We start from the raw sequence: 14,146 nt of genomic DNA, 5'->3' as shown, positions 1-14,146 counted from the left end.
ATCGAGCTGCTCGTACCCGGCACTACAGTGGATAGGTCGGTGACATAACAAGGAGCGGGACAAAAAGTGGTTGACGGATTCGAACTCTTTCCGGACCGGTCCATCGTGGCCATGAGGGTGAACGGCGAGCTGCGCGACCTCGCCACGACGGTCGAGGCCGATGACACCACCGAGCCGGTGACGATCGACTCTGCCGATGGCCTCAATATCCTGCGCCACTCCGCCGCCCACGTGCTCGCACAGGCCGTGCAGACGATCAACCCCGAGGCCAAGCTCGGTATCGGCCCGCCCATCACCGACGGTTTCTACTACGACTTCGATGTCGCAGAGCCGTTCACTCCCGAGAACATCAAGGCCATCGAGAAGGCCATGGAGCGGATCATCCGCCAGGGTCAGCGATTCACCCGCCGCGTCGTCACCGAAGACGAGGCTCGGGCCGAGATGGCAGACGAGCCGTACAAGCTCGAGCTCATCGGACTCAAGGGGGCCCCCGAGGACGAGACCGCAGACGAGTCCGTCGAGGTCGGCGGAGCTGAACTCACCATCTACGACAACGTCGACCCCAAGACCGGCGAGACTCTGTGGAAGGACCTGTGCCGCGGTCCTCACCTGCCGTCCACCCGTCTGGTCGGAAACGGGTTCTCCATCACCCGACTGGCCGCCGCATACTGGCGCGGCTCCGAGAAGAACAAGCAGCTTCAGCGCATCTACGGAACGGCCTGGCCGACCAAGGACGAGCTCCGCGCCTACCAGGCGCGCCTCGAGGAGGCGGCGAAGCGCGACCACCGCAAGCTCGGCAACGAACTCGATCTCTTCTCCTTCCCCGACGAGATCGGTTCCGGTCTCGCCGTCTTCCATCCCAAGGGCGGAATCATCCGCCGTGAGATGGAGGACTACTCTCGTCGCAAGCACGAGGAGGAAGGCTACGACTTCGTCTACACGCCCCACATCACCAAGGCGCACCTGTTCGAGCAGTCCGGCCACCTCGGTTGGTATGCCGACGGCATGTTCCCCCCGATGCACCTCGACGAGGGCCGCAACGAGGAAGGCGAGATCACTCGCCAGGGAGCGGACTACTACCTCAAACCGATGAACTGCCCGATGCACATCCTGGTGTACCGCTCATCAGGACGCTCGTACCGGGATCTCCCTCTTCGCCTCTTCGAGTTCGGAACGGTGTACCGCAACGAGAAGTCGGGTGTGGTGCACGGTCTCACCCGCGTGCGCGGTCTCACGATGGACGACGCACACATCTTCACGTCTCGCGAGAACATGAAGGAGGAGCTGACCAAGACGCTCAACTTCATCCTCGCGCTGCTTCGCGACTACGGCCTGACCGATTTCTACCTCGAACTGTCGACCAAGGACCCGGAGAAGTACGTCGGAGACGACGACGTCTGGGAAGAAGCGACGTCGACCTTGGCAGAGGTCGCCGCGGAGTCCGGCCTCGAGCTCGTGCCCGATCCTGGAGGAGCCGCGTTCTACGGACCCAAGATCTCGGTGCAGGCGCGCGACGCCATCGGCCGCACCTGGCAGATGTCGACGGTTCAACTCGACTTCAACCTGCCCGAGCGGTTCGAGCTCGAGTACACGGCATCCGATGGAACGAAGAAGCGCCCGGTGATGATCCACCGTGCCCTCTTCGGCTCGATCGAGCGCTTCTTCGGCGTGCTCACGGAGCACTACGCCGGCGCATTCCCCGTGTGGCTGGCACCCGTGCAGGTCGTGGGCATCCCGATCGCCGAGCAGTACGAGGACTACCTCGCCGAGGTTGTCTCCACGCTGAAGAAGCAGGGCGTGCGCGCTGAGCTCGACGTGTCTGCCGACCGCATGCAGAAGAAGATCCGCAATCACACCCTGCAGAAGGTCCCGTTCCTGCTCATCGCGGGAGAAGAGGATCGCGCGCAGGGGTCGGTGAGCTTCCGCTTCCGCGACGGCACGCAGGAGAACGGCGTGCCGATCGACGAGGCCGTCGCCCGCATCCGGGCCGCTATCGATTCGCGGCTGCAGGTCACCAGCCAGGGCCAGGCGTGATTCCCGCAGATCAGGAGTTCCCCGAGGTTCCGATCGAGAGCTCGGCCGATTTCGCGGGTGTCCCGGATGCCTACCAGCGTCTCTGGACGCCCCACCGCATGGTCTACATCGAGAACGGCCCGGTGACGGGTGACGACACCTGCCCGTTCTGCCGGGCCCCGCAGTTGAGCGACGAGGAGGCCCTCATCGTGCATCGCGGAGAGCACGCATACGTTCTTCTGAACCTGTTCCCCTACAACAGCGGCCATCTGCTGGTCTGCCCCTATCGCCACGTCTCGCTCTATGACGACGCCACAGAGGCCGAGGTCGTGGAGATCGCGGCCCTCACGCAGACCGCGATGCGGGTCGTGCGCGAGACCTCCCAGTGCCACGGCTTCAACATCGGAATGAATCAGGGTGCGGTAGCGGGCGCGGGAATCGCTGGCCATCTTCATCAGCATGTCGTTCCACGATGGTCTCAGGACTCGAATTTCTTTCCGATCATCGCCAAGACGAAAGCACTTCCGCAATTGCTCGGAGACGTGCGCGCGTCTATCGCAGCAGCCTGGCCCGAGTCAGCCTAGACACCAGCACCCCGAGTAGAATCGGGTTCGAGAGGACACAATGAGCACCCACGAAACACCTTCCCAGACTGGCCGCACCGAGCACGGATCGAGCCGCGTCAAGCGCGGTCTCGCCGAGATGCTGAAGGGCGGCGTGATCATGGATGTCGTCAATGCCGAGCAGGCGAAGATCGCCGAAGAAGCCGGTGCCGTCGCCGTCATGGCGCTGGAACGCGTTCCCGCCGACATCCGGTCGCAGGGCGGCGTCGCGCGCATGAGCGACCCCGACCTCATCGACGGGATCATCGGCGCCGTCTCCATCCCCGTCATGGCGAAGGCGCGCATCGGCCACTTCGTCGAGGCGCAGGTGCTCCAGGTCCTCGGTGTCGACTACATCGACGAGTCCGAGGTCCTGAGCCCCGCCGACTACGTGAACCACATCGACAAGTGGAAGTTCCAGGTTCCCTTCGTCTGCGGCGCCACCAACCTCGGCGAAGCCCTTCGCCGCATCAACGAGGGCGCGGCCATGATCCGCTCCAAGGGCGAGGCGGGCACCGGAGACGTCTCCGAAGCCACCAAGCACATCCGCAAGATCAAGTCCGAGATCGCCGCCCTGTCGTCGATGTCGAAAGACGAGCTCTACGTGGCCGCAAAGGAACTGCAGGCTCCCTACGATCTGGTCGTCGAGATCGCCGAGACCGGAACGCTTCCGGTCGTGCTGTTCACCGCCGGCGGAGTGGCGACTCCCGCCGACGCTGCGATGATGATGCAGCTCGGCGCCGACGGCGTCTTCGTCGGATCGGGTGTCTTCAAGTCGGGCAACCCGGCAGAGCGCGCGGCTGCCATCGTCAAGGCGACGACCTTCTACGACGACCCCACCGTGGTCGCCGAGGTCTCGCGTGGTCTCGGTGAGGCGATGGTGGGCATCAACGTCGCCGACGTGCCCGCGCCGCACCGTCTCTCCGAGCGTGGCTGGTAGTCGGTCCGCCGCTCCGCGCGTCGGTGTTCTCGCCCTCCAGGGTGACTTTCGGGAGCATCTGCGCGTGGTCGGCGCCCTCGGTGCCGAGCCCGTCTCGGTTCGCAGACCCGAGGAATTGGCGTCGGTCGACGCGCTGGTGATCCCCGGCGGGGAGTCGAGCGTCATGGACAAGCTGTCTCGGACGTTCGGTCTGGCCGAGCCCCTGCGTCACGCGATCGATACCGGACTGCCCGTCTACGGAACGTGCGCCGGGCTCATCATGCTCGCCGACACCGTCCTCGACGCGATTCCCGGGCAACGGAGTCTCGGCGGCCTCGACATCGCGGTTCGCCGCAATGCTTTCGGTAACCAGCTTGACTCCTTCGAGACGGATCTCGACATCCCTCAGCTGGGAGCGCCGGACGTGCACGCCGTGTTCATCCGCGCCCCCGTCGTGGAGTCTGTCGGCGACGACGTGACGGTGCTAGCTAGCCTCACGGACGGACGGGTCGTGGCCGTCGAGTCGGCTCATCTCCTCGGAACGGCCTTCCACCCGGAGGTCACGGGAGACACCAGATTCCACCGGTATTTCCTCGACAAGGTGCGAGACCACATGGAGCGCGCGCACGTTTGAGCCCGGCGGCGAGCGATCGTCGCCAAGATAGTCGGATGATCCTCTACTCCGACTTCCCGTTCCGCAGAGCACGCCAGATGATTGCCGACGCGGCTGCCATCCTCGGCATCGCCCTCTTCATCGTGCTGGGCGTCATCGTGCACGACGCAATCCTGTCTCTTCAGGCCATCGGCGCGCGGTTGGCGGATGCCGGCAGCGGATTCGAATCGACGATGACGGAGATCAGCGACCGTCTCAGCCATGTACCGCTGATCGGCTCCGGTATCCGGGGCCCCTTCGACGAGGCGTCGGGAGCCGGCGGCACGCTCAACGAGGTCGGGCTGTGGCAGCAGCAGGCGACGGAGCAGCTCGCCGTCGCCGCGGGCCTGATCACCGCGATCCTGCCTGTCGTGGCGATCCTGCTGTGCTGGCTGATTCCCCGAATGAGATTCGCCCGCCGCGCCCGCCTCGCGCGCGACGCAGCGATGTCGGCGGCCGGGAGGGATCTGCTGGCCTGCCGCGCCCTCTCGAGGAGGAAGCTCACACTTCTGCTCGCGGCGCACCCCGATCCGGCCGGAGCCTGGCGCCGCCAGGACGCTGCAGCCATCAGGGCTCTCGCGGCACTGGAGCTGCGCGCATCGGGTGTACGGATGTCCTGAGCGGCGGTTCTCCGAGGCAGAACACGGCGCTCACTTAGACTGGACGTTGATCGAATAGAGCACGCAGGGAGCAGAACAGTGTCCGGGCATTCCAAGTGGGCGACCACCAAGCACCAAAAAGCCGTCAAAGACCAGCGCCGAGCAAAGTCGTTCGCCAAGCTGATCAAGAACATCGAGGTCGCCGCCAAGATCGGCGGCGCTGACCTCAACGGCAACCCCACCCTCGTCGACGCCATCCAGAAGGCCAAGAAGACCTCGGTGCCCATCGACAACATCAACCGCGCGGTCAAGCGCGGCGCGGGCCTCACCGGCGAGTCGGTCGACTACCAGACGATCATGTACGAGGGCTACGGCCCCAACGGCGTCGCACTGCTGATCGAGTGCCTCACCGAGAACCGCAACCGGGCCGCGGCCGAGGTGCGCACGGCCATGAGCCGCAACGGCGGCGCGATGGCCGACCCCGGAAGCGTCGCGTACAACTTCGCCCGCAAGGGCGTCATCGCCGTTCCCCACGCGGACGCGCTCACCGAGGACGACGTTCTCGTCGCGGTGCTCGACGCCGGCGCCGAAGAGGTCATCGACCACGGCGCACAGTACGAGATCGTCACCGACCCCAGCGAGCTCGTGGCCAACCGCGAGGCTCTGCAGAGCGCGGGCATCGAGTACGACTCCGCTGACGTCGAGTTCGTCGCTTCGCTCAAGGTCAACGTCGACGCGGAGGGCGCCCGCAAGGTCTTCAAGCTCATCGACGCCCTCGAAGACAGCGATGACGTCCAGAACGTCTACAGCAATGTCGATCTGAGCGACGAGGTCCGCGCCGAACTCGACACCGACGAGGAGTAGGGCCTACCTCGACGTGCGTGTTCTCGGTATCGATCCAGGGCTCACGCGCTGCGGCGTCGGCGTCGTCGATGTCACGGCGAACCGGGTGGCGACGCTCGTCGCGGTCACCGTGGTGCGCACCCCTCCCACGATGGATCTCGATCAGCGGCTCCTCGGGATCGCGCTCGGCCTCGACGAGCTCATCGGCGAGCACCGCCCCGAGAGCATCGCGATCGAGCGCGTGTTCGCCCAGCACAACGTGAGCACGGTGATGGGCACGGCTCAGGTCAGCGGGATCGCCCTCCTCGCGGCAGCCCGCCACGGGATCCCGGTCAGCCTGCACACGCCGACCGAGGTGAAGGCGTCGATCACCGGTTACGGGCAGGCGGAGAAGAAACAGGTGGGCACCATGGTCGCCAAGATCCTCGGTCTAGCCGAGATTCCAAAGCCCGCCGACGCAGCGGATGCTCTCGCTCTCGCCATCTGTCACGCGTGGCGCTCGCCCGCCACGCGGAGCGCCCACGCGCCCGACGGCTCGGCATCCGGTTCGGGAATGACCCGCGCCCAACAGGCGTGGCGCGCCGCGGAGAAAGCGGCGGGCACTGCCCGTAGGCTGACACGGTGATTTCTGCCCTTCGAGGAACTGTCCTCCGCGTGAGCGGCTCGTCCGCTGTCATCGAGGTCGGGGGAGTGGGATTCGATGTGACCCTGACCCCCGCCCACACCCTGTCTCTGCGGGTGGGGCACGAGGCATCCGTCGTCACCAGCCTCATCGTGCGTGAGGACTCGCTCTCGCTGTTCGGCTTCGTCGACCACGACTCCCTCGATCTCTTCACCCTTCTCACCGGAGTGACGGGCGTGGGACCGAAGTCGGCCATGGGGGTGCTCGCCGAGTTGTCGCCCGCCCAGATCGCCGTCGCCGTCTCGCAGGAAGACGACGCCGTGTTCCGCAAAGTATCGGGAATCGGGCCGAAGACCGCGAAGCTCATCGTTCTCTCTCTTGCGGGCAAGGTCAGCGTCTTCGCCGCGGCGCCCGCGGTCGCGAAAGACGTCTCCGGCAGCATTCGCGACGATGTGCTCGCCGCTCTGGTCGGGCTCGGGTGGAACGAGAAGGCGGCTGAGGCCGGCCTGGATGCCGTACTGCTGCATGCATCCGACGACGAGACGGCGTCGGTTCAGGCTCTGCTGCGACTCGCGCTGACCGAACTCGGCCCGCGCAATCCGGGTGGCTCGCGATGACGGCCGCCGACTCGGGGATGCCGCGCGACGCGAGTCCGATCGTGAACCCCGAACCGCTCTCCGAAGGCGAGATCGCCTTCGAGGGCGCGCTCCGGCCGAAGAGCCTCGCAGAATTCGTGGGCCAGGCCCGCGTGCGAGGACAGCTGCAGCTCCTGATCGAAGCGGCCGGCATCCAGAATCGCACCCCCGACCACATCCTGCTCGCCGGGCCGCCCGGCCTCGGCAAGACCACCCTCGCCATGATCGTCGCGCACGAGAGCGACCGTCCGCTCCGACTCACGAGCGGTCCGGCCATCCAGCATGCCGGCGATCTCGCAGCGGTCCTGTCGTCGCTGGTACCGGGTGAGGTGCTCTTCGTCGACGAGATCCACCGCATGGCGCGCACGGCAGAAGAGATGCTGTACCTCGCCATGGAGGACTTCCGCATCGACATCATGGTCGGCAAGGGTGCGGGCGCAACGTCGATCCCGCTGGATCTCGCACCGTTCACCCTGGTGGGGGCGACCACGCGTTCGGGTCTGCTGCCGAATCCGCTTCGCGACCGCTTCGGTTTCACCGCGCATCTCGAGTTCTATTCGACGGACGAGCTCGTCCACGTCCTCCGCCGCGCGGCAGCTCTCATCGAGTTGTCGATAGACGAGTCGGCGCTCGTCGAGATCGCTCAGCGATCGCGAGGAACGCCGCGCATCGCCAACCGCCTCCTGCGGCGTGTGCGCGACTACGCGCTGGTGCACGGCGGGCGGGCCAGCACGTCGGTCGTCGACGCGGCGCTCGAACTCTACGACGTCGACGTTCTGGGACTCGACCGGCTCGACCGGGCCGTGATGAACATCCTGATCACGCGCTTCAACGGCGGCCCCGTCGGCCTCAGCACCCTCGCCGTTTCGGTCGGGGAGGAGGCCGAGACCATCGAGAGCGTCGTCGAACCCTTCCTCGTGCGGGTCGGTCTGATCACCCGCACGCCGAGAGGCCGCGTGGCCACTCCCGCGGGATGGCGGCACATGGGAATCGGACGCCCGTCCGACTCGCTGTTCGGCGATGACCTATAATTCACTGTGGCCCATAGGCCCGTCTTCAGGCGGCGTCACTAGTATGAAGCCGACAATCACCCCCCATTGCTGGAAGGCACGACTTTTTCATGGTTCTTGATCCCCTCACCATCGGCATGCTGGCGGTACTGGCCATCCTCGTGTTCTTCATGTTCCGCAACAGCCGCAAGCGCCAGCGCGAAACTGCAGAGTTGCAGCAGAAGGTGCAGGTCGGTGCCGATGTCATGACCAACTTCGGCCTCTTCGGAACGATCATCGACATCGATGAAGAAGACAACAAGGTTCAGCTCGAGACGTCGCCCGGTACCGTCATCACGGTGCACCGCCAGGTCGTCACGCGGGTCATCGACGACCACGACGTCGTGGCCGAGAACGACGAGACCGATACCGTTGCCTCGACGACCGAGCCCGCCTTCGGCGAGCGTCTCGAGGAGAGCGCGGAGACCACTCCCGGCTCGAAGCCCGCCACCTCGGGCCCGACCCTGTCGAAGACCGACAAAGTCGACGAGTAACCTCCCTCTTTTCCAACCCCTCGCGCACACCACCTGACCGCTCCGGCGTCGGGCGTGCGCTAAAGAAAGCTGAGTTCGCCGGTGGCATCAACTCTTTCCGCGGTCAAGCAGGCGTGGCGAACGCTCATCTGGCTCGTCGTAGTCCTCGCAGTGCTCGCAGGAACCATCGCCGGCGGTGTGCTGTTCAGCGCGCCGGGCGCGGGGTGGGGACTCAAGCTCGGTCTCGACCTCGAGGGCGGAACGCAGATCATCCTCGCGCCCAAGCTCGAGAGCGGCCAGCAGGTCAACTCGGACCAGCTCTCGCAGGCCGTGTCGATCATCCGGCAGAGAGTCGACGCGTCGGGAGTGTCCGAGGCGGAGATCAGCACTCAGGGCGGCCAGAACATCGTCGTCTCGATTCCGGGTACGCCCGATCAGGACACGCTGAACCGCATCGAGTCGTCGGCCAAGCTCGAGTTCCGTCCGGTGCTCGTCGCCGATGCGGCGCCGACCGCTGCGGTCACCCCCACGGCGACGCCCGCTGAAGGCCTGTCGGACACCCCGACCGTCGCACCGACGAACGCGAGCGACCTCAACTGGGTCACGCCCGCTCTGCAGGATCAGTTCACGAACTTCAGCTGCGATTCGGACGGGGCGAAGGACGCCGGTCAGGCACCCGCCGACAAGCCGCTGCTCGCCTGCGACGAGAACAACGCCGCGAAGTACATCCTCGGCCCCGTCGAGGTGACGGGCGAGATGATCTCCGATGCGACGAGCGGTGTCGCTCAGACGCAGACCGGAGCCTCGACCGGCCAGTGGGTCGTCAACATCATCTTCAACGACGAGGGAACGTCGAAGTTCGCCGACGTCACCACCCGCCTCAACGCTCTTCAGGGCAGCCAGAACCAGTTCGCCATCGTTCTCGACGGCAAGGTCATCTCCGCCCCCACGACCAATGCGGTCATCACCGACGGTCGTCCGCAGATCTCGGGGTCGTTCACGCAGGATTCCGCCAAGACCCTCGCCGACAACCTGAAGTTCGGCGCGCTGCCGATCGGCTTCACCGTGCAGAGCAACGACTCTGTCTCGGCCACCCTCGGATCGTCGCAGCTGCTCAGCGGCCTCATCGCCGGGCTGATCGGTCTCATCCTCGTGGTGATCTATTCGCTCTTCCAGTACCGCGCGCTCGGCCTCGTCACCGTGGCATCGCTCGTGGTGGCCGGCATCATGACGTATCTCGTGATCGCGCTCATGTCGTGGCGAATCGACTTCCGACTGTCGCTCGCCGGCGTCGCGGGTCTGATCGTGGCGATCGGCTTCACGGCCGACTCGTTCATCGTCTACTTCGAGCGCATCCGAGATGAGCTCAGAGATGGCAAGGGACTCGCGTCTGCGGTCGAGGCAGGATGGCGCCGCGCCAAGCGCACCATCTACGCGGCCAAGGCGGTCAACCTCCTCTCTGCGGTGGTGCTCTACGTGCTCGCCGTCGGCAACGTCCGCGGATTCGCGCTCACGCTCGGCGTGACGACCGTGATCGACGTGCTCGTCGTCATCCTCTTCACCCACCCCGTGCTGCGTCTGCTTGCGGCGACGAAGTTCTTCTCGAGCGGACACAAGGCCTCGGGTCTCGACCCGACGGCCCTCGGGGCCATCTACCGGGGACGCGCCGAATTCCGCAAGCCGGTCGACTCGGTCTCCACCAAGAAGACCGGAGCCGGTCGCGAGGCTGCCCTTCGCCAGACCATCGCAGAGCGCAAGGCTGCTCAACTCACGGCCGAGAAACCCGCCGATACCAAGAAAGACGGGAAGGACTCCTGATGGCCAGTTTCGCGCAGTTCGGAAACGACCTCTACACAGGCAAGCGCTCCTTCGACTTCATCAAACACCGACGCATCTGGTACACGATCGCCATTGTGCTGATGGTCGCCTCGGTGGCCATACCGCTGGCCAAGGGTGGGTTCAACTTCGGAATCGAATTCCGGGGTGGCTCGCAGTTCGTCGTCAGTGATGTGGCCGATACCCCGCAGTCCGCGGCTGAAGACGCCGTCGCCTCCGTCGTTCCTCAGGCCGTGGCCCGCGTCTCGACCCTGGGCGCGTCCGGCGTTCGCGTTCAGACCGATCAGCTGACCGGTGCCGAGACCAACGAGGTCCGCACGGCACTCGCCGAGGCCTACAAGGTTCCCGAAACAGAGATCACCGCCTCGTTCATCGGCGCCTCGTGGGGATCCGATGTGACGGGCCAGGCCATCCGCGGCCTCGTCGTGTTCCTGATCCTCGCCGGGATCGCCATGGCCATCTACTTCCGCACCTGGAAGATGTCGGCCGCCGCCATGCTCGCGCTTCTGCACGACCTCGTGCTCACCGCCGGTGTGTACGCCGCGACCGGGTTCGAGATCACGCCCGCGGCGGTCATCGGCTTCCTCACCATCCTCGGATACTCGCTGTACGACACGGTCGTCGTGTTCGACAAGGTTCGTGAGAACACCGCCCGCCTCGGCAAGGACTCCCATCTGACCTTCGGCGAGGCCGTGAATCTGGCGGTGAACCAGACGCTCGTTCGCTCCATCAACACCGCGGTGGTCGCTGCGCTGCCTGTTGCGGCGATTCTCTTCATCGGCGCCTTTGTGCTCGGTGCAGACACGCTGCGCGACATCTCGCTCGCTCTTCTCGTCGGAATCCTCGTGGGAACCTACTCCACGATCTTCGTCGCCGCACCGCTCTATGCGCAGCTGAGGGAGCGTGAGCCGAAGATCGCGAAGCAGAACGAACGGACGCTCGCCGAGCGCGCACGCGCGACCGCAGCGGGCCGTCCGGCGGATGCCGTGGTGGAAGGTCAGCCCACGGCGTAACGGCCTGGTTCTCGACAGGGTCCGGCACGGGGGATAATTGACAGCGGAGGCCCCACTATGACGGACAGCACAACGACGTCGAATGCCAGCCTGCGCCGTCTGGTTCCCCGCATTTTCTCGCGGGCCCAGCCAACGGGTGCCGTCGATGCCCTCATTCGCACGGTTCGACTGAACCATCCCAAGGCCGACCTCACCGTCATCGAGCGGGCCTACGCGGTCGCCGAGCGGGCACACGACGGCCAGAAGCGACGCAGCGGCGAGCCGTACATCACGCACCCCGTCGCCGTGGCTCAGATCCTCGCCGAACTCGGTATCGGGTCGAAGACCGTGGCCGCTGCCCTCCTTCATGACACGGTCGAGGACACGGAGTACTCGCTCGATCAGTTGCGTGCGGATTTCGGCGACGAAGTCGCGATGCTGGTCGACGGTGTGACGAAGCTCGACAAGGTCAAATACGGCGACAGTGCACAAGCCGAGACCGTGCGCAAGATGATCGTCGCGATGTCGAGAGACATCCGAGTTCTCATCATCAAGCTCGCCGATCGCCTGCATAACGCTCGAACCTGGGGATTCGTGCCCGCGGCATCCGCGGAACGCAAAGCCAAGGAGACTCTCGAGATCTACGCGCCTTTGGCGCACCGTCTCGGAATCCAGACCATCAAGTGGGAACTCGAAGACCTGAGCTTCGCGGTGCTCTATCCCAAGCTCTACGTCGAGATCGAGAACCTCGTTCGCCAGCGCACGCCTCAACGCGAGGCCTACGTGCAGCAGGTCATCGACTCGGTGAACGACGACCTCAAGAGCTCGAAGATCCGGGGCAAAGTCGTCGGTCGCCCGAAGCAGTACTACTCGATCTACCAGAAGATGATTCTTCGCGGTCGTGACTTCGACGAGATCTACGACCTCGTCGGAATCAGGGTTCTCGTGAACTCGCTTCGAGACTGCTACGCGGTCCTCGGATCGATCCACGCACGATGGAACCCCATTCCCGGACGGTTCAAGGACTACATCGCGACGCCGAAGTTCAATCTCTATCAGTCGCTGCACACCACGGTGATCGGTCCAGACGGGCGTGCGGTCGAGATCCAGATCCGAACCCACGAGATGCACCGCCAGGCCGAGTACGGAGTCGCCGCTCACTGGAAGTACAAGGAGCGGGTGAACGGCGGGCGCACAGCTCAGGTCGATCAGACCGCCGACAACGACATGGCCTGGCTCGCGCGCATCTCCGACTGGCAGGCGGAGACGGTCGACCCGGGGGAGTTCCTCGACTCGCTCCGATTCGAGATCGGCGCGAAGGAGGTCTACGTCTTCACGCCGAAGGGAAAGGTCATCGGCCTTCCCGCCGGCGCGACACCGGTGGACTTCGCCTACGCGGTCCACACCGAGGTCGGACACCGCACGATGGGTGCCAAGGTCAACGGCCGTCTCGTTCCACTCGAGTCGACGCTCAACAGCGGTGACTCGGTCGAGGTCTTCACATCGAAGAACCCCGACTCCGGCCCGAGTCAGGACTGGCTCTCGTTTGTGCAGAGCCCTCGTGCCCGCAACAAGATCCGCCAGTGGTTCACCAAGGAGCGACGCGACGAGGCGATCGAGCAGGGCAAGGATGCCATCGCTCGGGCCATGCGCAAACAGAATTTGCCCCTGCAGAAGCTCATGAGTCAGGACTCCTTCGCCGAGGTCGCATCGCAGATGCGATACGACAGCGTGTCGGGTCTCTACGCGGCCATCGGCGAGGGTCACGTGTCCACCCAGTCCGTGATCGAGAAGGTGCTTGCCGGCCTGCAGAACGAGGCCATCAGCGAGGACTCCGATCTCGACGTGGTGGTGCACGGTCGTCGCCGCAGCAAACTCAGCGATTCGGGCGTGCTCGTCAGGGGCGCCCCCGACATCCTGGTGAAGCTGGCCAAGTGCTGCACTCCCGTGCCGGGCGACAAGATCGTGGGCTTCGTCACCCGCGGATCCGGTGTGTCGGTGCATCAGGCCGATTGCCACAACGTGGCCTCGCTGCTGAACGAGCCCGAGCGCATGATCGACGTGGAATGGGCACCTTCGTCGAAGAGTCTCTTCCTCGTGCAGATCCAGGTCGAAGCGCTCGACCGTTCGGGGCTGCTGTCGGATGTGACGCGAGTTCTCTCCGAGCACCACGTGAACATCCTCTCGGCCACGGTCAACACGTCGAGCGACCGTCTGGCCATCAGCAGGTTCGTCTTCGAGATGGGCGATACCACCCACCTCGACCGCGTGCTCAACGCTGTGCGCCGCATCGACGCCGTGTACGACGTCTACCGGGTCAGCGACGGTTGATCGGAGCGCTGTTCGGTGGCATCAGCGACATCGCTTCGACGAGCAGAGCGTCCGTGATGCGATCGAGCGCGCGCGCCTTGTGGGGAAGGTTGCGGGCGGCTTCGAAATAGGAGCGACACTGGGGCAGCCCTGACGACGCCAGCAGCCTCGCGATCACGGCGGAGTCGCGCTGCGCGTCGAACGCCCGATCGCGCGCGAGGTCGATAGCCGTACGCAGGGGAGTGGTGACTTCGATTCCCCCGATCGACATCGTGTCGCCGGGCCTCAGTGCCACCTCGCGCACGATGGCCAGCCGACGAGAGGCACTCGACCTGTTGGCGTACCTCACGGCGATCGTGTGCAGTCGCGGTGGGGTCGTCAGAGCCCCGTGCACCCAGGCTGCGCTGTGGCGCTCGATGATCGTGCGACGCGCCAGAACCGGTCGTACGGCGAGTGCACGGACGACCGGAGTCTGGGGAACGTCGGCAAAGACGAAGGCCGACGACGACAGCGGCACGAGTTCACCGTCGCGACAGGCCGCCCACAACTCGCTCAAGGGCAGATCGTCTTCGGTGAGAACGGATTCGAGGCGCGTCATACG

At 65.3% G+C, this 14,146-nt stretch carries 14 protein-coding genes; 13 read left to right on the top strand and 1 reads right to left on the bottom strand.

Annotation, left to right across the window (positions count from 1 at the left end):
- Window positions 1–111 precede the first annotated feature (111 nt).
- From thrS to ASF79_RS07090, 13 genes are all read left to right on the top strand, one after another.
- On the top strand, window positions 112–2,034 hold the full coding sequence (gene thrS, locus ASF79_RS07150) for a threonine--tRNA ligase (RefSeq protein ID WP_235500721.1): 1,923 nt from the start codon (window positions 112–114) through the stop codon (window positions 2,032–2,034).
- The gene (locus ASF79_RS07145; protein ID WP_235480620.1) at window positions 2,031–2,597 is read left to right on the top strand and encodes an HIT family protein; all 567 of its coding nucleotides are present in this window, start codon (window positions 2,031–2,033) and stop codon (window positions 2,595–2,597) included. Before thrS ends, ASF79_RS07145 begins: the two co-directional genes overlap by 4 nt.
- 40 nt (window positions 2,598–2,637) lie before the next feature.
- The gene (gene pdxS / locus ASF79_RS07140) at window positions 2,638–3,555 is read left to right on the top strand and encodes a pyridoxal 5'-phosphate synthase lyase subunit PdxS (protein WP_055781230.1); all 918 of its coding nucleotides are present in this window, start codon (window positions 2,638–2,640) and stop codon (window positions 3,553–3,555) included.
- Window positions 3,545–4,168 carry a pyridoxal 5'-phosphate synthase glutaminase subunit PdxT gene (gene pdxT / locus ASF79_RS07135; protein WP_055853432.1) on the top strand — a complete coding sequence of 208 codons (624 nt, stop codon included), beginning with the start codon at window positions 3,545–3,547 and terminating at the stop codon, window positions 4,166–4,168. The genes pdxS and pdxT overlap by 11 nt, the downstream gene beginning before the upstream one ends.
- Before the next feature lie 35 nt (window positions 4,169–4,203).
- A complete protein-coding gene (locus ASF79_RS07130; protein WP_055853431.1) occupies window positions 4,204–4,806 on the top strand; it encodes a hypothetical protein in 603 nt (200 codons plus the stop codon).
- Between the two features lie 78 nt (window positions 4,807–4,884).
- Entirely contained in the window at window positions 4,885–5,649 is a 765-nt protein-coding gene (locus ASF79_RS07125) for a YebC/PmpR family DNA-binding transcriptional regulator (protein ID WP_055781239.1), read from the top strand.
- A 13-nt stretch (window positions 5,650–5,662) separates the two neighbouring features.
- A complete protein-coding gene (gene ruvC / locus ASF79_RS07120) occupies window positions 5,663–6,253 on the top strand; it encodes a crossover junction endodeoxyribonuclease RuvC (protein WP_055781241.1) in 591 nt (196 codons plus the stop codon).
- Window positions 6,250–6,867 (top strand): Holliday junction branch migration protein RuvA, encoded by a 618-nt coding sequence (gene ruvA, locus ASF79_RS07115; RefSeq protein WP_055781244.1) that lies wholly within the window; start codon window positions 6,250–6,252, stop codon window positions 6,865–6,867. Before ruvC ends, ruvA begins: the two co-directional genes overlap by 4 nt.
- A gap of 17 nt (window positions 6,868–6,884) precedes the next feature.
- On the top strand, window positions 6,885–7,916 hold the full coding sequence (gene ruvB / locus ASF79_RS07110; protein ID WP_235480642.1) for a Holliday junction branch migration DNA helicase RuvB: 1,032 nt from the start codon (window positions 6,885–6,887) through the stop codon (window positions 7,914–7,916).
- Window positions 7,917–8,005: 89 nt separating this feature from the next.
- Complete coding sequence (yajC, locus tag ASF79_RS07105; RefSeq protein WP_055853430.1) at window positions 8,006–8,428, top strand: preprotein translocase subunit YajC; 423 nt, start codon at window positions 8,006–8,008, stop codon at window positions 8,426–8,428.
- A gap of 81 nt (window positions 8,429–8,509) precedes the next feature.
- On the top strand, window positions 8,510–10,225 hold the full coding sequence (gene secD, locus ASF79_RS07100; protein ID WP_055853429.1) for a protein translocase subunit SecD: 1,716 nt from the start codon (window positions 8,510–8,512) through the stop codon (window positions 10,223–10,225).
- On the top strand, window positions 10,225–11,256 hold the full coding sequence (secF, locus tag ASF79_RS17305; RefSeq protein ID WP_055853427.1) for a protein translocase subunit SecF: 1,032 nt from the start codon (window positions 10,225–10,227) through the stop codon (window positions 11,254–11,256). The genes secD and secF overlap by 1 nt, the downstream gene beginning before the upstream one ends.
- Window positions 11,257–11,313: 57 nt before the next feature.
- Window positions 11,314–13,566 (top strand): RelA/SpoT family protein, encoded by a 2,253-nt coding sequence (locus ASF79_RS07090; RefSeq protein WP_055781258.1) that lies wholly within the window; start codon window positions 11,314–11,316, stop codon window positions 13,564–13,566.
- Here ASF79_RS07090 and ASF79_RS07085 read toward each other — a convergent pair.
- Window positions 13,553–14,143 (bottom strand): type IV toxin-antitoxin system AbiEi family antitoxin, encoded by a 591-nt coding sequence (locus ASF79_RS07085; protein ID WP_055853424.1) that lies wholly within the window; start codon window positions 14,141–14,143, stop codon window positions 13,553–13,555. The two genes, ASF79_RS07090 and ASF79_RS07085, sit on opposite strands and share 14 nt — an antisense overlap.
- Window positions 14,144–14,146 lie beyond the last annotated feature (3 nt).

It is taken from the genome of Agreia sp. Leaf335 (assembly GCF_001423605.1).
Classification (GTDB): Bacteria; Actinomycetota; Actinomycetes; order Actinomycetales; family Microbacteriaceae; genus Agreia.
The sequence above is the reverse complement of the archived record's forward strand: the minus strand, read 5'-3'. Positions and strand labels throughout refer to the sequence as shown.

What these genes read in the sequence shown, in the direction of transcription:
- thrS (WP_235500721.1), top strand. Translation starts at nt 112, where the DNA reads ATGAGGGTGAACGGCGAGCTGCGCGACCTCGCCACGACGGTCGAGGCC.
- pdxS (WP_055781230.1), top strand. Translation starts at nt 2,638, where the DNA reads ATGAGCACCCACGAAACACCTTCCCAGACTGGCCGCACCGAGCACGGA.
- ASF79_RS07130 (WP_055853431.1), top strand. Translation starts at nt 4,204, where the DNA reads ATGATCCTCTACTCCGACTTCCCGTTCCGCAGAGCACGCCAGATGATT.
- ruvB (WP_235480642.1), top strand. Translation starts at nt 6,885, where the DNA reads ATGCCGCGCGACGCGAGTCCGATCGTGAACCCCGAACCGCTCTCCGAA.
- yajC (WP_055853430.1), top strand. Translation starts at nt 8,006, where the DNA reads ATGGTTCTTGATCCCCTCACCATCGGCATGCTGGCGGTACTGGCCATC.
- secF (WP_055853427.1), top strand. Translation starts at nt 10,225, where the DNA reads ATGGCCAGTTTCGCGCAGTTCGGAAACGACCTCTACACAGGCAAGCGC.
- ASF79_RS07090 (WP_055781258.1), top strand. Translation starts at nt 11,314, where the DNA reads ATGACGGACAGCACAACGACGTCGAATGCCAGCCTGCGCCGTCTGGTT.
- ASF79_RS07085 (WP_055853424.1), bottom strand. Translation starts at nt 14,143, where the DNA reads ATGACGCGCCTCGAATCCGTTCTCACCGAAGACGATCTGCCCTTGAGC.